18 protein-coding genes are annotated in these 19123 nt (G+C 57.0%); 15 read left to right on the top strand and 3 right to left on the bottom strand.

Features of this window, described 5'->3' with window-relative positions; all coding sequences use genetic code 11:
- Positions 1–88: 88 nt before the first annotated feature.
- Positions 89–1735 (bottom strand): class I fumarate hydratase FumA, encoded by a 1647-nt coding sequence (fumA, locus tag ACMGGU_RS07860; RefSeq protein ID WP_028012930.1) that lies wholly within the window; start codon positions 1733–1735, stop codon positions 89–91.
- A gap of 199 nt (positions 1736–1934) precedes the next feature.
- On the opposite strand from fumA, the gene manA reads away from it, so the two are divergent.
- Together manA and ACMGGU_RS07850 are read left to right on the top strand one after the other, a co-directional pair.
- Positions 1935–3119 carry a mannose-6-phosphate isomerase gene (gene manA, locus ACMGGU_RS07855; protein ID WP_196346201.1) on the top strand — a complete coding sequence of 395 codons (1185 nt, stop codon included), beginning with the start codon at positions 1935–1937 and terminating at the stop codon, positions 3117–3119.
- A gap of 214 nt (positions 3120–3333) precedes the next feature.
- Positions 3334–4866, top strand: coding sequence for a YdgA family protein (locus ACMGGU_RS07850; protein WP_262764160.1), 1533 nt, complete (start codon positions 3334–3336; stop codon positions 4864–4866).
- Between the two features lie 98 nt (positions 4867–4964).
- Here ACMGGU_RS07850 and ACMGGU_RS07845 read toward each other — a convergent pair whose 3' ends face one another.
- Positions 4965–5993, bottom strand: coding sequence for a Mal regulon transcriptional regulator MalI (locus ACMGGU_RS07845; protein WP_252073457.1), 1029 nt, complete (start codon positions 5991–5993; stop codon positions 4965–4967).
- 179 nt (positions 5994–6172) lie between these two features.
- Here ACMGGU_RS07845 and malX point away from each other — a divergent pair, with 179 nt between their 5' ends.
- The 3 genes from malX (at position 6173) to add (ending at position 10087) form a co-directional block, all read left to right on the top strand.
- The gene (gene malX, locus ACMGGU_RS07840; protein ID WP_420300384.1) at positions 6173–7768 is read left to right on the top strand and encodes a maltose/glucose-specific PTS transporter subunit IIBC; all 1596 of its coding nucleotides are present in this window, start codon (positions 6173–6175) and stop codon (positions 7766–7768) included.
- 48 nt (positions 7769–7816) lie between these two features.
- Positions 7817–8989, top strand: a complete 1173-nt coding sequence (locus ACMGGU_RS07835; RefSeq protein ID WP_420300383.1) for a MalY/PatB family protein — start codon at positions 7817–7819, stop codon at positions 8987–8989.
- Between the two features lie 96 nt (positions 8990–9085).
- A complete protein-coding gene (gene add / locus ACMGGU_RS07830; protein WP_420300382.1) occupies positions 9086–10087 on the top strand; it encodes an adenosine deaminase in 1002 nt (333 codons plus the stop codon).
- A 55-nt stretch (positions 10088–10142) separates the two neighbouring features.
- On the opposite strand, the gene ACMGGU_RS07825 is transcribed toward add, so the two are convergent.
- Positions 10143–11183 (bottom strand): oxidoreductase, encoded by a 1041-nt coding sequence (locus tag ACMGGU_RS07825; RefSeq protein ID WP_420300381.1) that lies wholly within the window; start codon positions 11181–11183, stop codon positions 10143–10145.
- A gap of 243 nt (positions 11184–11426) precedes the next feature.
- Here ACMGGU_RS07825 and blr point away from each other — a divergent pair, with 243 nt between their 5' ends.
- The 10 genes from blr (at position 11427) to nth (ending at position 18781) form a co-directional block, all read left to right on the top strand.
- Complete coding sequence (gene blr / locus ACMGGU_RS07820) at positions 11427–11552, top strand: division septum protein Blr (protein WP_196364997.1); 126 nt, start codon at positions 11427–11429, stop codon at positions 11550–11552.
- Positions 11553–11783: 231 nt separating this feature from the next.
- Positions 11784–11999, top strand: a complete 216-nt coding sequence (ydgT, locus tag ACMGGU_RS07815; protein WP_013096896.1) for a transcription modulator YdgT — start codon at positions 11784–11786, stop codon at positions 11997–11999.
- Between the two features lie 86 nt (positions 12000–12085).
- Positions 12086–12526 (top strand): DUF2569 domain-containing protein, encoded by a 441-nt coding sequence (locus ACMGGU_RS07810; RefSeq protein ID WP_045910336.1) that lies wholly within the window; start codon positions 12086–12088, stop codon positions 12524–12526.
- A gap of 76 nt (positions 12527–12602) precedes the next feature.
- Positions 12603–13184: an electron transport complex subunit RsxA gene (rsxA, locus tag ACMGGU_RS07805; protein ID WP_008500564.1), complete on the top strand. Its 582-nt coding sequence runs from the start codon at positions 12603–12605 to the stop codon at positions 13182–13184.
- Complete coding sequence (gene rsxB, locus ACMGGU_RS07800) at positions 13184–13762, top strand: electron transport complex subunit RsxB (protein ID WP_032651615.1); 579 nt, start codon at positions 13184–13186, stop codon at positions 13760–13762. The genes rsxA and rsxB overlap by 1 nt, the downstream gene beginning before the upstream one ends.
- Positions 13755–15776, top strand: coding sequence for an electron transport complex subunit RsxC (gene rsxC, locus ACMGGU_RS07795; RefSeq protein ID WP_420300380.1), 2022 nt, complete (start codon positions 13755–13757; stop codon positions 15774–15776). The genes rsxB and rsxC overlap by 8 nt, the downstream gene beginning before the upstream one ends.
- Positions 15777–16829, top strand: a complete 1053-nt coding sequence (gene rsxD, locus ACMGGU_RS07790; RefSeq protein WP_024909350.1) for an electron transport complex subunit RsxD — start codon at positions 15777–15779, stop codon at positions 16827–16829. It abuts the gene before it with no gap.
- A 10-nt stretch (positions 16830–16839) separates the two neighbouring features.
- Positions 16840–17460: an electron transport complex subunit RsxG gene (gene rsxG / locus ACMGGU_RS07785; RefSeq protein WP_167212932.1), complete on the top strand. Its 621-nt coding sequence runs from the start codon at positions 16840–16842 to the stop codon at positions 17458–17460.
- A gap of 2 nt (positions 17461–17462) precedes the next feature.
- Positions 17463–18149, top strand: coding sequence for an electron transport complex subunit E (locus ACMGGU_RS07780; protein WP_063621463.1), 687 nt, complete (start codon positions 17463–17465; stop codon positions 18147–18149).
- Positions 18146–18781, top strand: a complete 636-nt coding sequence (gene nth, locus ACMGGU_RS07775; RefSeq protein WP_008500570.1) for an endonuclease III — start codon at positions 18146–18148, stop codon at positions 18779–18781. The genes ACMGGU_RS07780 and nth overlap by 4 nt, the downstream gene beginning before the upstream one ends.
- Positions 18782–19123 lie beyond the last annotated feature (342 nt).

Genomic DNA, 19123 nt, shown 5'->3' with positions numbered 1-19123 from the left:
TGTCGGGTGTCGGGTGGCGGCTGCGCCTTACCCGACCTACGAGAATCCAGGCCGGGTAAGCGTCAGCGCCACCCGGCAATTTACAGAATTACTTCACACACGCCGAACATTGGGACGACTGGATCTGCTTGAAGAAGTCGTTGCCTTTGTCATCCACGAGGATAAACGCCGGGAAATCTTCCACTTCAATTTTCCAGATCGCTTCCATACCCAGTTCCGGGTATTCCACGCACTCCAGGCTCTTGATGCTGCCCTGCGCCAGAACCGCAGCCGGGCCGCCGATGCTGCCGAGGTAGAAGCCGCCGTGCTTGTGGCAGGCGTCCGTCACCTGCTGGCTACGGTTGCCTTTCGCGAGCATGATCATGCTGCCGCCGTTAGCCTGCAGCTGGTCGACGTACGAGTCCATACGGCCTGCCGTAGTCGGGCCTAACGAGCCAGAGGCGTAGCCTTCAGGCGTTTTCGCCGGGCCCGCGTAGTAGATCGGGTGATCTTTAATGTACTGCGGCAGCCCTTCGCCGTTATCCAGGCGCTCTTTCAGCTTCGCGTGCGCGATGTCGCGGCCCACGATAATCGTGCCGTTAAGGGAGAGACGGGTCGAAACCGGATACTGAGACAGCTGCGCCAGAATCTCTTTCATCGGACGGTTCAGGTCAACGCGAACCGCTTCCCCCTCGCCCGCTTTACGCAGCGCTTCCGGAATGTATTTACCCGGGTTGTTTTCCAGTTTTTCGATCCACACGCCTTCGCGGTTGATCTTCGCTTTGATGTTGCGATCCGCAGAGCAGGAGACGCCCATCCCGACCGGGCAGGAAGCGCCGTGACGCGGAAGACGGATCACGCGCACGTCATGAGCGAAGTATTTGCCGCCGAACTGCGCGCCGAGGCCCAGGTTACGCGCTTCTTCCAGCAGCTCCTGCTCAAGCTGCACGTCGCGGAACGCCTGACCATGTTCGTTACCTTCGGTAGGCAGGCCGTCGTAGTATTTGGTTGAGGCCAGCTTCACGGTTTTCAGCGTGCTTTCCGCCGAGGTACCGCCAATCACAAACGCGATATGGTACGGCGGGCACGCCGCGGTGCCGAGGGTGCGCATCTTCTCAACCAGGTAGTTCTTCAGCTTGCCCGGGGTAAGCAGCGCTTTGGTTTCCTGATAGAGATAGGTTTTGTTGGCCGAACCGCCGCCTTTGGCGATACAGAGGAATTTGTACTCATCACCGTCGACGCTGTAGAGGTCAATCTGTGCTGGCAGGTTGGTGCCGGTGTTGACCTCTTTGTACATGTCCAGCGCGGCGTTTTGCGAATAGCGCAGGTTGTCTTCGGTGTAGGTGTTATAAACGCCGTGCGCCAGCGCGGCTTCATCACCGCCGCCGGTCCAGACGCGCTGGCCTTTTTTACCGACGATGATCGCCGTACCGGTATCCTGACAGGTTGGCAGAATGCCTTTCGCCGCGATATCGGAGTTACGCAGGAACTGCAGGGCAACGTATTTATCGTTTTCGCTGGCTTCCGGGTCACTCAGAATATCGGCAACCTGCTGCTGATGGGCAGGACGGAGCATAAACGAGGCGTCGTGGAAAGCGTGCTGCGCCAGCAGCGTCAGCGCCTGCGGATCCACCTTGAGGATCTCTTGTCCTTCAAACTCAGAGACGGAGACGTGATCGCGGGTTAACAGGTAATACTCGGTCTGATCCTTACTGAGGGGAAAAGGATCCTGATAATGGAAGGGTTTATTCGACATTGTTCTCTCACTTACTGCTTCGGTCTGTTTATTCAGGGCAGATGTTCCGCTGCCCGGCTTAAAAGCGAGTCAGCTTATCCTACACAATTTTTTAACAAAAACTGAGACTAGTACGACTTTTTACATCCACAGGTTACTTCCATGTGGTTTATTGCTTTAATACCCGGAGTTAATTCCATCATTGAATCAGGGCTTGATAATGCAAAAACTCATTAACTCAGTGCAGAACTACGCCTGGGGAAGTAAAACTGCGTTAACGGATCTCTACGGTATCGCGAACCCGAACAACCTGCCGATGGCAGAACTGTGGATGGGGGCGCACCCGAAGAGCAGCTCAAAAATTGAAGACGCCAGCGGCCAGGTGCGCAGCCTGCGTGACGTAATAGAGGCCGATAAAGCCGCGCTGCTGGGCGACAAGGTGGCTCAGCGCTTTGGCGAACTGCCGTTCCTGTTTAAAGTGCTGTGCGCAGACCAGCCGCTCTCCATCCAGGTTCACCCGAACAAGCAAGCGTCTGAAATCGGCTTTGCGAAAGAGAACGCGGCAGGTATTCCGTTAGACGCCGCCGAGCGTAACTACAAAGATCCTAACCACAAGCCGGAACTGGTGTTCGCGCTGACGCCTTTCCTGGCGATGAACGCGTTCCGCGAGTTTTCAGAAATTATCTCCCTGCTGCAGCCGGTCGCGGGTGCCCATAACGCTATCGCGCATTTCCTTGAAAACCCGAATGCCGACGCGCTGAGCCAGCTGTTTGCCAGCCTGCTGAATATGCAGGGTGAAGAGAAGTCCCACGCCCTGGCGGTGCTGAAAGCCGCTCTTGACAGCCAGCAAGGTGAACCGTGGGAGACCATCCGTCTGATTTCCGAATTCTATCCGGACGACAGCGGCCTGTTCTCCCCTCTGCTGCTGAACGTGGTGAAGCTGAATCCGGGTGAAGCAATGTTCCTGTTCGCTGAAACCCCGCACGCCTACCTTCAGGGCGTGGCGCTGGAGGTGATGGCCAACTCCGATAACGTGCTGCGCGCGGGCCTGACGCCAAAATACATCGACATCCCCGAGCTGGTTGCCAACGTGAAGTTTGTGGCGAAACCTGCCGCAGAGCTGCTGACTCAGCCGGTGAAAAACGGCGCAGAGCTGGATTTCCCGATTCCGGTGGACGATTTTGCCTTCTCCCTGCACGACCTGAGCAGCGCCGAAACGTCTGTGGCTCAGGAGAGCGCGGCGATCCTGTTCTGCGTGGAAGGCGAAGCGACGCTGCACAAAGGCGAACAGCGTCTGGTGCTTAAGCCCGGTGAGTCAGCATTCGTTGCTGCCAATGAGTCTCCGGTTAGCGTAAGTGGCACCGGCCGCCTGGCGCGCGTTTTCAATAAGCTATACCCTAAATAATTCGAGTTGCATGAAGGCGGCGACGCAGCGAATCCCCAGGAGCGTACATAAGTACGTGACTGGGGTGAGCGAGGAAAGCCAACGCACAGGCAACTTGAAGTATGACGGGTATTAGGGACTTACTGATTTTTTTAACAACTCTTGCTAAGCTAGTTGCAGGCTTAATATCTCCAGGCGGTTTTTACCGCCTGGTTTCATTTTAGGGATAGTCGCAATGAAAAAATCGGTCGTAGCGGTAGGAGTGATTGTAGCGTTAGGCGTGGTCTGGACGGGTGCCTCCTGGTTTACCGGGAAACAGCTGGAAGGCCGTCTGGCTGAGATGGTGGCGCAGGCTAACGGAGAGATTAAGCGCAGCGCGCCGGAAGCGGGCCTTGAGCTGAGCTACCAGAACTATGAGCGCGGTGTGTTTACCAGCCATATGCAGGTTGTGGTGAAGCCGGTTGCCGGTACGGAAAACGGCTGGCTGAAACCGGGCCAGAGCGTGGTGCTGGATGAAGTGGTAAGCCACGGTCCATTCCCGCTGGCGCAGCTGAAGTCCTTTAATCTGATCCCGTCGATGGCGTCCGTTCACACGGTCCTGGTGAATAACGACGTCACCAAACCGCTGTTCGACCTGGCCAAAAATACCTCACCTTTCGAGATCGACACCCGCATCAGCTATGCCGGTGACACGAGTTCTGATATTGCCCTGAAAGCGCTGAACTACGAGAAAGAGAATGAGAAAGTCGCTTTTAGCGGCGGTCACTTCAAACTTGACGCGGACCGCGACGGAAACGTGTTCTCTCTGACGGGTGAAGCGGAAAGCGGCCTGGTCAACGCCGTAAACGAATACAATCAAAAAGTTCAGCTCACCTTCAACAACCTGAAAGCCGACGGCAACAGCCGCATGACCGATTTCAAAGAGCGTATCGGCGATCAGAAACTGTCTCTCGATAAAGTTGCCATTGCGGTTGAAGGGAAAGAGATGGCCGTGCTGGAAGGCATGGACGTGAACGGAAAATCCGACGTGTCCAAAGACGGTAAGAGCATCAATACCCAGCTGGATTACACGCTGAAGAGCCTGAAAGTACAGAATCAGGATCTGGGCACCGGCAAACTGTCGCTGAAGATCGGCAATATCGACGGCCAGGCGTGGCACGAATTCAGCCAGAAATACAGCAAAGAGAGCCAGGCGCTGCTTACCGATACCGCACTGCAGCAGAATCCGGAAGTGTACCAGCAGCAGGCGATGGCGGTACTGTTCAACAACCTGCCGATCCTGCTGAAAGGCGAGCCGGTGATCACCGTTGCGCCGCTGAGCTGGAAAAACAGCAAAGGCGAAACCAGCTTCAACCTGTCTCTGTTCCTGAAAGATCCGGCCACTGCAACGGGTGAACCGCAGACGCTGGCGCAGGAAGTGGATCGCAGCGTGAAGTCGCTCGACAGCAAGCTGACCATCCCGATGGATATGGCGACCGAGTTTATGACCCAGATTGCGAAACTGGAAGGCTACGGCGATGAAGATGCCGGCAAGCTGGCGAACCAGCAGGTGAAAGGTCTGGCGGCAATGGGCCAGATGTTCCGCATCACGAAGGTGGACAACAACACGATTTCCACCAGCCTGCAGTACGCCAACGGCCAGGTCACGCTCAACGGCGACAAAATGCCGCTGGAAGACTTCGTCGGCATGTTTGGTATGCCTGCTCTGGGGATGCCGGAACCGGCTGAACCGGCAGCGCCAGCCGAACCGGCGGCGCCTCAGCAGTAAACGTCAAAACCCCTCGCATGAGGGGTTTTTTATTGCCGGGTGGCGCTGACGCTTACCCGGCCTACGATTCAGAGCCAGCGCAGCGCCGACGGGCGATATTATTTCACCGTCACTAACCGCGCCGCCACAATCTGGTGCCCAGCCTGCACATCCGCATTGTCGATACGCTGCATGATTCTGTCCGCCAGGGTGTAACCCATCTCCCGCGCAGGGGTAGTGGCCCAGACGATCGGCAGGTCGTCGAGGGCATTTTCACCGACGTCGGCGAACGCCCCCAGCGCCACCTGGTGGCCGAAGAAGGTTTCCACCCCGCCCTCGCCGCTCTGGCGCCCGGCGCGGATCAGGCCAAACCAGGCGCCCATGGCGATCACATCGTTATAACAAATGACGGCGCTGATGGTCGGGCTGCTTCGCAGCAGCGCGCCTATCGCTTCCGCCGCCATCTTCTGGCTGGACTCACACTCAACAACCCACTCGCTGTGGAACGGCAGGCCGTATTTAATCAGCGTCGCACAATAGCCGCCGACCCGCTCGGCGCGGGTAAGGGACGAGCTTTTACCGCCCAGCCAGGCAATGCGCTGATGCCCACGACGAATAAGATGCTCGGTCAACATTTGCGCGGCCTGCATGTTATCCGGACGCAACGTATCGGCTTCGTCGAGATAGCTGGCGCGCGAGGCAAACACCAGCGGCACGCCTTTTTCGGCGGCGCGCTCGCACAGTTCACTGCCCACGCCCGATGCTCCGGCGACGATCACCCCGTCCACCCCCTGGTTCAGCAGCATATCGAGCCGGGAAAGCAGCTGATCGGCCTCGCGACCGCCATGCAGCAGAAAGACCATCCGCCCCTGCGCTTCAAGCGCTTCGGTTAAGCCGGCGGTTAACTCCGCATAGAACGGTGACGTCAGGTCACGAACAATCAGGCCAATCACCCCGCTTTGCCCACCACGCAGCGCCGACGCCTGGCGGTTACGCACAAAGCCCAACTGTTCAACCGCCTCGTTCACCCGCTGACCGGTCGCGGGAGAGATGCGCCCTTTTCCGCTCAGTACCAGAGAAACGGTGCTGACGGAAACACCCGCCGCCAGCGCGACATCGTTGATGGTGACTTTTTTCGCTACAGCCATGTGTTGGCGTGACTCCCTGAAAAATGAGATCGGTAAAACGTTTTATCAATACGTTATCTTTATACTACCAGTCAAAGCCTGAGAATGTGATTTAGCGCGCACTAAACTTTGATAAAACGTTTTATCTTCTCGCAGCATTGAAGCAGACAAACTGATTTTAACAATAAAGGAGTCGTTTTATGACGGCGAAAGCAGCAGCACAAAAAATATCGCTGTGGGAATTTTTCCAGCAACTGGGTAAAACCTTTATGCTGCCCGTGGCACTCCTCTCGTTCTGCGGGATCATGCTGGGTATCGGCAGCTCCCTCAGTAGTAAAGACGTCATCACGCTGATCCCGTTCCTCGGCACCCCCGTGCTGCAGGCGATCTTTATCTGGATGAGTAAAGTCGGCTCCTTCGCGTTTAGTTTCCTGCCCGTGATGTTCTGTATTGCAATCCCGCTGGGCCTGGCCCGCGAGAACAAAGGCGTCGCGGCGTTTGCCGGTTTTGTGGGTTACGCGGTGATGAACCTCGCGGTTAACTTCTGGCTGACCGCGAAAGGCATTCTGCCGACCACCGATGCTGCCGTGCTGAAAGCTAACAACATTCAGAGCGTGATTGGTATCCAGTCTATTGATACAGGGATCCTCGGGGCGGTGATCGCTGGGGTGATTATCTGGATGCTGCACGAACGCTTCCACAATATCCGTCTGCCGGATGCCCTGGCCTTCTTCGGCGGTACCCGCTTTGTACCGATTATCACCCTGGTGGTGATGGGCCTGTTTGGTCTGATCATTCCGCTGATTTGGCCAGTTTTCGCGATGGGCATCAACGGCATTGGCCGCATCATCAACGGCGCGGGAGATTTCGGTCCGATGATCTTCGGTACCGGCGAGCGTCTGCTGCTGCCGTTTGGCCTGCAGCATATCCTGGTGGCCCTGATTCGCTTCACCGAAGCGGGCGGGACGATGGAGGTGTGCGGTCACGACGTGAGCGGTGCGCTGACCATCTTCCAGGCGCAGCTGAGCTGCCCGACTACCCACGGTTTCTCTGAAAGCGCCACCCGCTTCCTGTCTCAGGGTAAAATGCCTGCCTTCCTCGGCGGCCTGCCGGGTGCCGCGCTGGCGATGTACCACTGTGCGCGTCCGGAAAACCGTCATAAAATTAAAGGCCTGCTGATTTCCGGCGTGATCGCCTGCGTCGTGGGCGGGACCACCGAGCCTATCGAGTTCCTGTTCCTGTTCGTTGCGCCGGTGCTGTATCTGATTCACGCTGTGCTGACCGGTCTGGGCTTTACCGTGATGGCGGTGCTGGGCGTCACCATCGGTAACACCGACGGCAACGTGATTGACTTCGTGGTCTTCGGGATCCTGCACGGCCTCTCCACCAAGTGGTATCTGGTTCCGGTCGTGGCGGCAATCTGGTTCGTGGTGTACTACGGGATCTTCCGCTTCGCCATCACCCGCTTTAACCTGAAAACGCCAGGCCGCGATACCGATACGGCCACCAGCGTGGAACAGGCGGTTGCCGGTACCGTGGGCAAATCCGGCTACAACACTCCTGCCATTCTGGCGGCGCTGGGCGGTGCGGAGAACATCACCTCGCTGGATAACTGCATTACCCGCCTGCGTTTGTCGGTGGCGGATATGTCAAAAGTGGATACCAACGCCCTGAAAGCCAACCGGGCCATCGGCGTGGTACAGTTAAATCAGCACAATTTGCAGGTGGTTATCGGCCCGCAGGTACAGTCAGTGAAAGATGAGCTGGCAACCCTGATGCGAACAGTTGAAGCCTGATGCCTCCGCCCCCTCACCATGAGGGGGTTTTACGTTAAGGATTTAAGCATGTTTGATTTCTCCACCGTCGTGGATCGACACGGCACCTGGTGTACGCAGTGGGACTACGTCGCCGACCGTTTTGGCGCGGACGATCTGCTGCCCTTCACCATCTCGGATATGGATTTCGCCACCGCCCCCTGCATAATCGACGCGCTGCATCAGCGCATTCATCACGGCGTGTTTGGCTATAGTCGCTGGAAAAACGACGAGTTTCTCGCCGCCGTCGCGCACTGGTTCCAGCAGCGTTTTAACAGCCGGATTGATACTGAAAGCGTGGTTTATGGTCCGTCAGTCATCTACATGATCTCTGAACTGATACGCCTCTGGTCAACCCCCGGCGACGGCGTGGTGGTCCACACCCCGGCTTACGATGCGTTTTATAAAGCCATTGAGGGTAACGCGCGTCGTGTTGTGGCGGTTGAGATGGAAAAGCAGGCTGCAGGCTGGCAGGGCAATATGGCAGCCCTCGAAGCGGCGCTGGCGAAACCGGAAAACAAAATTTTGCTGCTGTGCAGCCCGCAGAACCCGACCGGCAAGGTCTGGACGCGGGATGAGCTGACGCACATGGCGGAACTGTGCGCACGCCATGACGTGGCGGTTATCAGCGATGAAATCCATATGGACATGGTATGGGGAGAACATCGTCACACGCCGTGGAACGCCGTGGCGCGGGGCAAATGGGCGCTTCTGACCTCCGGCTCGAAAAGCTTTAACATTCCGGCGCTGACCGGGGCTTACGGCCTGATCGGCGATGAAGAGAGTCGTAACGGCTATCTCAGCGCGCTAAAAGGACGGGACGGGCTCTCTTCCCCTTCCGTGCTGGCGCTGACGGCGCATATCGCCGCCTACCAGCAGGGGGAGCCGTGGCTGGATGCCCTGCGGGGTTATCTCGAAGGGAATTTGTCGTATATTGCGCAGGAAGTAAACCGCGCTTTTCCGAAACTGAACTGGCAGCCACCGGAAGCGACCTATCTGGCCTGGATCGATCTGCGCCCGCTGAACATTGACGATCGGGCGCTGCAAAAAGTGCTGATCGATCAGCAAAAAGTCGCCATCATGCCGGGATATACCTACGGGAAAGAGGGAAATGGCTTCGTGCGCTTAAATGCGGGCTGCCCGCGCAGAAAGCTGGAGCAAGGGGTTCAACGCCTCATCGCCGGGATTAACACGCTCCTGTAATTAACTTGCGCAACGGAATATTCCCTTGCGCAAATAGCTTTTTACCCCGTTTTGTTTTTATAATATGGCGCACTTTAACCAGAAAAGAGTGCGACCATGATTGATACACGCCTGCCTTTAACTGATATTCATCGTCACCTTGACGGTAACATTCGTGCCCAAACCATCCTCGATCTTGGCCGCCAGTTCAATTTAACGCTTCCTGCTCAGACCCTTGAGTCCTTGATCCCTCACGTACAGGTGACCTCTAATGAACCGGACCTGGTGAGCTTCCTGAGCAAACTCGACTGGGGCGTGAAGATGCTGGCGTCGCTGGATGCCTGCCGCCGCGTGGCGTTTGAGAACATCGAAGATGCCGCCCGCAACGGCCTGCACTACGTCGAGCTGCGCTTCTCGCCGGGCTATATGGCGATGACCCACAACCTGCCCATTGCAGGCGTGGTGGAAGCCGTTATTGAAGGCGTCCGCGAAGGGTGTAAAACCTTCGACGTTCAGGCCCGTCTGATCGGCATCATGAGCCGTACGTTCGGCGAAGCCGCCTGCCTGCAGGAGCTGGAAGCGCTGCTGGCCCATCGTGATGCCATCACCGCCGTCGATCTCGCCGGTGACGAGCTGGGCTTCCCGGGTAGCCTGTTCCTCTCCCACTTTAACCGCGCGCGCGATGCCGGCTGGCGCATTACCGTACATGCAGGTGAAGCGGCTGGCCCGGAAAGCATCTGGCAGGCCATCCGCGAGCTGGGCGCAGAGCGTATTGGTCACGGCGTGAAGGCGGTCGAAGATCGCGCGCTGATGGATTTCCTGGCGGAGCAGCGTATCGGTATTGAGTCGTGCCTGACGTCTAACATTCAGACCAGCACCGTAGCATCGCTGTCGCAGCACCCGCTGAAAACGTTCCTTGAACACGGCGTGCTGGCCTCTCTGAATACGGACGATCCGGCGGTTCAGGGCGTGGATATCATCCACGAGTACAACATCGCAGCTCCGCAGGCTGGGTTGAGCCGCGAGCAGATCCGTCAGGCGCAGATTAACGGGCTGGAGATCGCCTTCCTGACGCCTGCGGAGAAGCAGGCTCTGCGGGATAAGGTGGCAACCGCGTAAACCCTTTTGCCGGGTGGCGGCTACGCCTTACCCGGCCTACAACAACGTCAAAAACTTATGCCAGACAGAGCGTGGCGCGATGTTTGGCAGATTCGATGCCAAGCTCAATCAGCTCCATAATCTGTATCGCCTGGCTGGCCGGAACCGGGTTCTCTCCCGTGCCGTTCAGCGCATCGCGAATAGCGGCATAATACGCCGGATAGTTACCCGGTATCGTCAGCAAGGTCTCTTCGACCAGCTCCTCGCCTTCCACCCGCGTGACAACGCCGTCGCGCATATCATAGCCCCAGTCTTCCTGCGGCAGACGCTCACCGTTTTTCAGCCTGTCTTCCTGCGGGTCGAGACCAAACTTCACGTAGCTCCCGCGCGTGCCGTGAATAATATAGCGGGCAGATTCTGCGGCCGCGACCATCGTGCCGTGCAGCACAATCCGCCGCTGCGGGTAACTGAGCACCGCGTGGAAGTAATCGGTTGTCTGCGCCCCGGGTCTGAGCTGGGCCAGATCGACCGTCATGCTCACCGGCAGACCGAAAAGATTAACGGCCTGATCCAGCAGATGCGGGGCTAAATCATACCAGATGCCGCTGCCAGGGCCGGCCTGCTCGCGCCAGCGGTTTCGTACCTGCGGACGAAAACGGTCAAAGTGGGATTCAAAAAAGAGGATCTCCCCTAACGTGCCTTCACTGAGAAGCCGTTTTACCGTCAGAAAATCGCTGTCCCAGCGGCGGTTCTGAAACACCGACAGCAGCCTGCCCAGACTCTTTGCCAGCGCATCCAGCTCGCGTGCCTGTGACAGCGTCACGGTGAAGGGTTTATCGACAACCACATGTTTCCCGGCTTCCAGCGCGGCCTTTGCCAGCGGAAAGTGGGTATCGTTCGGCGTGGGGATAACGATTAAATCAATATTGGGATCGTTGAAAAGATGTTTCGGCTCGGAGACAACCGGCACGGAAGGCCAGTCGGCATGGACTTTTGCAGCGTCGCTGCTGGATACCGCCGCCAGCGCCATGCCCGGCGTCCCGGCTATCAGAGGCGCATGAAACGTTTTGCTCGCGTACCCGTAACCGATAAGCCCAACGCGGATATTATCACTCATAGTGCCATCCTCTGTTATGACGTTCTTATTTCACACTGGCTAGCCTGGCATTACCACGGATTAATAATGTGCCCTATGACGTAAAATAGCAGGTTATACGGATTGTTTTTGTTACATAGTATTAACCTACTGATTTTGTTTAAGGGAACCGTTCCCAAAGCCCTTGCCGTCAGGGAAACGTCGCTGTAACATTTGCGCCCTGTCTTTATGGATAAAGTACAATTACGTATCATGACGTCAATTATTAATCGAATCATTGAATTAGCGGGATGGATTGTCCTTGGGGTTTCGGTCATTTTGCTGGGCGTTGCCAGCCATATCGATAACTACCAGCCGCCGGAGCCTGTCACCGCCGCTCAACCTAAGTAACCGGTTACTGCAATAAAGAGTGACATAATATGTCAGTTACTTATTGCCAGCCCTGGTGAACACGGTTAACCTTCTCTTCCGGGCATCGTCTGATGCCTGAATTTCAGCAAAGAAAACTCCTAATTTCGTCGCGTTACCTGAGTGGGCTGTTTACGTCTTTATTAATCCGTTTATTATTCGAACGAATTACCTTAACTGGTATTACTCACTTTTATATGGAAACTTATTAATATGACAGTTCAGGACTATTTATTAAAATTTCGCAAGATCAATTCGCTTGAGAGCCTGGAAAAACTGTTTGACCATCTGAACTACACCCTGTCGGATAATCAGGACATCATTAATATGTATCGCGCCGCTGACCATCGCCGTGCGGAGCTGGTCTCCGGTGGTCGTTTGTTCAACGTCGGCGAAGTGCCTAAGTCCGTATGGCGTTACGTTTTATAAGAAAGTAGCCATCCGCGCGAAATGTTATATACTCTCCGCCCTGCCAACTGGCTGTACAACATTTCGCGCAGATTATGGGAGAGTTCATGACCGCAACGCCTGGAGAACGCATTGGAGGCTGGTTAATCGCCCCACTGGCATGGCTGCTGGTTGCCTTATTAAGCGCATCACTTGCGCTGCTGCTTTATACCACCGCACTGATTACCCCCCACGCCATCCAGACCCTGATGTCGCAAAGCGTGCTTAATATTGCTTTGTGGTTTGTGTCGTTCGTTTTCGCGATCGGGATGTGGTACTACACGCTGTGGCTGACCATCGCCTTCTTTAAGCGCCGTAAGAATGTGCCTAAGCACTACATTATCTGGCTGCTGGTTTCGGTCCTGCTGGCGGTGAAGGCATTTGCTTTTTCGCCCGTTTCAGACGCGCTGGCCGTTCGTCAGCTGCTTTTCCCGTTGCTGGCCGCGGCACTGCTGGTGCCCTACTTCAAGCGTTCGACACGGGTGAAAAACACCTTCGTGAACCCGTAATAACCCTACAGATAACCTGTTGTCGCCTGCGTGTGTTTGTCCGATAATAGGCGGCTTTTTTATTTCAGGCTAAATAATGACCGATTACTTACTGCTCTTTGTCGGCACCGTGCTGGTAAACAACTTCGTTCTGGTGAAGTTCCTTGGCCTGTGTCCGTTTATGGGCGTTTCCAAAAAGCTGGAAACGGCAATGGGTATGGGGCTGGCGACGACCTTCGTCATGACGCTGGCGTCCATCTGCGCGTGGTGGATTGATACCTGGATCCTCATTCCGCTGGGGTTAACCTATCTCCGTACGCTGGCTTTTATTCTGGTTATCGCGGTGGTGGTGCAATTTACCGAAATGGTGGTACGCAAAACCAGCCCGGCGCTCTATCGCCTGCTGGGTATCTTCCTGCCGTTGATCACCACCAACTGCGCCGTTCTCGGCGTGGCGCTGCTGAACATCAACCTTGGCCATAACTTTATGCAGTCGGCGCTGTATGGTTTTTCTGCGGCCGTCGGTTTCTCGCTGGTGATGGTGCTGTTTGCCTCTATTCGCGAGCGCCTGGCGGCAGCGGATATTCCTGCGCCCTTCCGCGGTAACGCGATTGCGCTAGTGACCGCCGGTTTAATGTCTCTGGCCTTTATGGGCTTTAGTGGTCTGGTGAAGTTGTAATGAATGCTATCTGGATTGCCATCGCCTCTATCAGCGTCCTGGGGTTGGTGTTTGGCCTTATCCTGGGTTACGCCTCCCGCCGTTTCGCGGTAGAGGACGATCCCGTTGTAGAGAAAATTGATGAGCTTCTGCCACAAAGCCAGTGCGGGCAGTGTGGCTACCCGGGCTGCCGCCCCTATGCCGAAGCGGTAGGGGTTCAGGGTGAAAAAATTAACCGCTGTGCGCCCGGTGGCGAAGCGGTGATGTTGAAAATTGCGGCCCTGCTTAACGTTGATCCGCAGCCTGTTGACGGCGATGCGGATGTGCAGGAGCCAGTCCGCGCGCTGGCCGTGATCGACGAAGCGAACTGCATCGGCTGCACCAAATGTATTCAGGCCTGCCCGGTCGACGCCATTGTTGGCGCAACGCGCGCCATGCACACCGTGGTGGCGGACCTGTGCACCGGCTGTAACCTCTGCGTAGCACCCTGCCCGACGCAATGTATCGAGCTGCGCCCGGTTGAAACGACTACCGAAAGCTGGAAGTGGGATCTTCAAACCATTCCGGTTCGCAATATTCCTGTGGAACAACATGCTTAAGTTATTTTCTGCTTTCAGAAAAGAGAAGATTTGGGACTTTGACGGGGGTATTCACCCACCGGAGATGAAAACCCAGTCTAACGGCACGCCGCTGCGTCAAATTCCGCTGGCGACCCGTTTCGTTATGCCGCTCAAGCAGCACATCGGCGCGGAGGGTGAGCTGTGCGTGAAAGAAGGCGATACGGTTCTTCGCGGTCAGCCGCTGACCTTTGGTCGCGGACGTATGCTGCCGGTGCACGCCCCCACCTCCGGTAAGGTGGTCGCCATCGCGCCCCATACGGTGGCCCATCCATCAGCGCTCTCAGAGCTGAGCGTGATGATTGAAGCCGACGGCGAAGACCGCTGGATCGACCGTGACGGCTGGAGCGACTACCGCTCCCATAGCCGCGAAGCGCTCATCGAGCGCATTCATCAGTTCGGCGTTGCCGGCCTCGGCGGCGCAGGCTTCCCGACCGGCGTCAAACTGCGCGGCGGTGGCGATAATATTCAGACGCTGATTATCAACGCCGCCGAATGCGAACCGTACATCACCGCCGACGATCGTCTGATGCAGGACTGCGCCGCCCAGGTGGTGGAAGGCATCCGCATCCTCGCGCACATTCTGCAGCCGCGGGAAGTGCTGATCGGTATCGAAGACAATAAACCGCAGGCTATCTCTATGCTGCGCGCCGTGCTGGCGGGCAGTCACGATATTAGCCTGCGCGTTATCCCGACCAAGTACCCCTCTGGTGGTGCTAAACAGCTGACGCAAATTCTCACCGGTAAGCAGGTTCCGCACGGCGGACGCTCTTCGGATATTGGCGTGCTGATGCAGAACGTCGGGACCGCATACGCCGTGAAGCGCGCGGTAATCGACGGCGAGCCGCTGACCGAGCGCGTGGTAACGCTGACCGGGGAAGCGGTCTCTCGTCCGGGCAACGTCTGGGCGCGTCTGGGTACGCCGGTGCGTCACCTGCTGGAGCAGGCTGAGTTTTGCCCGTCAAGCGACCAGATGGTGATCATGGGCGGTCCGCTGATGGGCTTTACCCTGCCGTGGCTCGATGTGCCGGTGGTCAAAATCACCAACTGCCTGCTCGCCCCTTCCCCGACCGAGATGGGTGAAGAGCAGGAAGAAAAAGGCTGTATTCGCTGCAGCGCCTGTGCCGACGCCTGCCCGGCGGATCTACTTCCGCAGCAGCTGTACTGGTACAGCAAAGGCCAACTGCACGACAAGGCGAAAGCCCATAACCTGGCCGACTGTATCGAATGCGGCGCCTGCGCCTGGGTCTGCCCTAGCAACATTCCTCTGGTGCAGTATTTCCGCCAGGAGAAGGCGGAAATTTATGCCATCTCCATGGAAGAAAAACGCGCGGCAGAAGCCAAAGCGCGCTTTGAAGCACGTCAGGCGCGACTGGAACGCGAAAAAATTGCCCGTCAGGAGCGCCATAAGCAGGCCGCCGTTCAGCCTGGCGAGAAAGATCAGGATGCGATTAACGCCGCACTGGCGCGCGTTCGCGAGAAAAAAGCCACTGCGGCACAGCCTGTGGTGATCCCGGCCGGCGAGAAGCCGGACAACAGCGAAGCGATTGCTGCGCGTGAAGCGCGTAAAGCTCAGGCCCGCGCCCGTCAGGCAGAAAAAGCGCAAACGACCCAGACGGATGCTGAGGTTGACCCACGCAAAGCCACCGTTGAAGCGGCAATAGCCCGCGCCAAAGCACGCAAAGCCGGCGAGCAGAACGTGGTGGTTGAGCAGGAAGCGGTCGACCCTCGCAAAGCGGCCGTTGAGGCGGCGATTGCCCGTGCCAAAGCGCGCAAGGCGGCACAGCAGACGCAAACCGCAGAACCCGAAGCGCCGGTCGACCCGCGTAAAGCCGCCGTCGAAGCGGCGATTGCCCGCGCTAAAGCGCGCAAAGCGGCGCAGCAGGATGAACAACCGCAGGCCGCCAACGATGACCCGCGCAAAGCCGCCGTCGCCGCCGCCATTGCGCGCGTTCAGGCAAAGAAAGCCGCACAGCAAGCAGTTAACGAGGATTAAATGGTTTTCAGAATCGCAAGCTCCCCTTACACCCACAATCAGCGCCAGACATCGCGCATTATGATGCTGGTCTGCCTGGCGGCGCTGCCGGGCATTGCCGTTCAGTGCTGGTTTTTCGGCTGGGGAACCCTGTTTCAGATAATCCTGGGCTGCGCCAGCGCCCTGGCGGCGGAAGCGCTTGTGCTTAAGCTGCGCAAGGCAGCGGTCTCCCGCATTCTTGCCGATAACTCCGCGTTGCTGACCGGCCTGCTGCTGGCTATCAGTATCCCGCCGTTTGCCCCGTGGTGGATGGTGATCCTCGGCACCGTGTTTGCGGTGATCATTGCCAAACAGTTGTATGGTGGACTGGGCCATAACCCGTTTAACCCGGCGATGATTGGCTACGTGGTGCTGCTGATCTCCTTCCCGGTACAGATGACCAGTTGGCTGCCACCGCACGAGATTGCGGCCACGGTTCCGGGCTTCATGGATGCTCTGCACGTGATCTTTACCGGCCATACGGCACTCGGTGCCGATATGAACGCGCTGCGTATGGGCGTGGACGGTATCAGCCAGGCGACGCCGCTTGATACCTTTAAAACGTCCCTGCATGCCGGGCACAGCGTTGAGCAGATCATGAAATCGGCGATCTACAGCGGCGTGCTGGCGGGTGCCGGCTGGCAGTGGGTCAACCTGGCGTATCTGCTGGGCGGCCTGTTCCTGCTGCAACAGAAAGCCATCCGCTGGCATATTCCGGTCAGCTTCCTCGTGACGCTGGCGGTCTGCGCCACGCTGGGCTGGGTATTCTCTCCTGAATCACTGGCCAGCCCGCAGATGCACCTGCTCTCCGGCGCGACCATGCTGGGTGCCTTCTTTATCCTGACGGATCCGGTAACGGCCTCAACGACTAACCGCGGACGCCTGATCTTCGGCGCACTGGCAGGCCTGCTGGTCTGGCTCATTCGCAGCTTTGGCGGCTACCCGGACGGCGTGGCTTTTGCCGTCCTGCTCGCCAACATTACCGTTCCGCTCATCGACTATTACACGCGTCCACGCGTGTACGGTCACCGCTAAGGGTTTCGCCATGTTAAAAACGATGCAAAAACACGGCGTCACGCTGGCTATCTTCGCCGCGGTGCTGACAGGGCTGACGGCGCTGGTTAATGCGCTGACCAAAACGACCATCGAAGAGCAGGCCTCGAAGCAGCAAAAGGCGCTGTTCGATCAGGTGATCCCGTCCGACTTCTACGATAACGACCTGCAAAAAAGCTGCTTTGTGGTAGACGCGCCGCAGCTTGGGAAAGGCCCGCACCGCCTCTTTATTGCCCGCAAAGGGGATAAACCGGTCGGCGCAGTGATGGAAGCGACGGCGCCTGACGGCTATTCCGGTGCCATTCAGCTGCTTGTGGGCAGCGATTTCTCCGGCACCATACTGGGCACCCGCGTGACGGAACACCATGAAACGCCGGGTCTTGGCGATAAAATTGAAACCCGTCTGAGCGACTGGATTTTGCACTTTGCCGGTAAAGTGATCCATGGTGAAGATGACACCGCGTTTGCGGTGAAGAAAGATGGCGGCGAGTTTGACCAGTTCACCGGTGCGACCATCACCCCACGTGCGGTGGTGAATGCCGTAAAACGAGCCGGGCTGTATGCTGAAACGCTGCCCGCGCAAATCAACAATCTTCCGGCCTGTGAGGAGTAATCATGAGCCAGGTTAAAGAGGTTATTGTCCAGGGGTTGTGGAAAAACAACTCCGCGCTGGTTCAGCTTCTGGGCATGTGCCCACTGCTGGCGGTGACATCCACCGCCACCAACGCGCTCGGTCTGGGTCTGGCAACCACGCTGGTATTGACCCTGACCAACCTCTCCATCTCTGCCCTGCGCCGCTGGACGCCGTCGGAAATTCGTATTCCGATTTACGTCATGATCATTGCGTCGGTGGTCAGTATTGTTCAGATGCTGATTAACGCCTACGCGTTCGGTCTGTACCAGTCGCTCGGGATCTTCATTCCCCTTATCGTCACCAACTGTATCGTGGTCGGGCGTGCGGAAGCCTTCGCGGTGAAAAACAGTCCAGCCATGTCGGCGCTGGATGGATTTTCCATTGGCATGGGCGCCACGTGCGCCATGTTCGTGCTGGGGTCCCTGCGTGAAATCCTCGGCAACGGTACGCTGTTTGACGGCGCAGATGCGCTGCTGGGCGGCTGGGCCAAAGTGCTGCGCATTGAAGTGTTCCACACCGATACGCCATTCCTGCTGGCGATGCTGCCGCCCGGTGCGTTTATTGGCCTTGGCATGATGCTGGCGATAAAATACCTGATTGATGAGAAACGTAAGCGCCGCGCGGCTGAGCGCAGCGTTCTGGAAGGGACACCCGAGAAGGCCTCATGAATAAAGAAAAGCGCATTGCGATCCTGACCCGTCTGCGGGACGAGAACCCGCACCCGACGACGGAGCTGAATTTTACCTCCCCGTTTGAGCTGCTGATCGCGGTGTTGCTCTCTGCACAGGCGACCGACGTGAGCGTCAATAAAGCCACCGCCCTGCTCTATCCGGTCGCCAATACGCCGAAGGCCATGCTGGAGCTGGGCGTGGAAGGCGTGAAGTCCTATATCAAAACCATCGGCCTGTTTAACAGCAAAGCCGAGAACGTCATTAAGACCTGCCGGATCCTGCTGGAACAGCACGGAGGCGAAGTGCCGGAAGACCGCGCTGCGCTGGAAGCCTTACCGGGCGTAGGTCGTAAAACCGCGAACGTGGTGCTCAATACCGCGTTTGGCTGGCCTACTATCGCCGTCGATACGCATATATTTCGCGTGTCTAACCGGACCAACTTTGCGCCGGGGAAAAATGTCGAGCAGGTCGAAGAGAAGCTGCTCAAAGTGGTTCCGGCGGAATTTAAGGTTGATTGCCATCACTGGCTGATTCTGCACGGCCGTTACACGTGTATTGCCCGTAAGCCTCGCTGCGGCTCCTGCATTATTGAAGATCTCTGCGAATACAAAGAAAAAGTATATCCCTGAACCACAAAACCCCACACCAAAAGAAGGGTGATGGTGCACGCTTCTTTTGGCCGTTATTTGTTCGCCTTTCGTCTCCCCCAGGCTGTCACTTGTTCGGTGCTTTAACGCTCAAACAGGTTAATACTTTTTTCATAGCCGAAAATTTCTATACATCTGTGATCGCGATCACTCTGATAACTTCATGTTGTTTTTTTGTTGTCAAAATCGAGCTAAAGCCTTTGTCTGACAAGACACTCTTCTTTTTTTACCGACGATAAGACCAGCTATTTTTCAGAATTTGGGCTATATCACTGCCAGAGACGGCAAATAGCAGAACATATCGCCAAACACCGATCCTGGCGG

The organism is Enterobacter sp. BNK-8 (assembly GCF_048685095.1).
GTDB classification, from domain to species: domain Bacteria; phylum Pseudomonadota; class Gammaproteobacteria; order Enterobacterales; family Enterobacteriaceae; genus Enterobacter; species Enterobacter quasiroggenkampii.
Note: the sequence above shows the minus strand (reverse complement) of the source record. Positions and strands in the feature narration are given on the sequence as shown.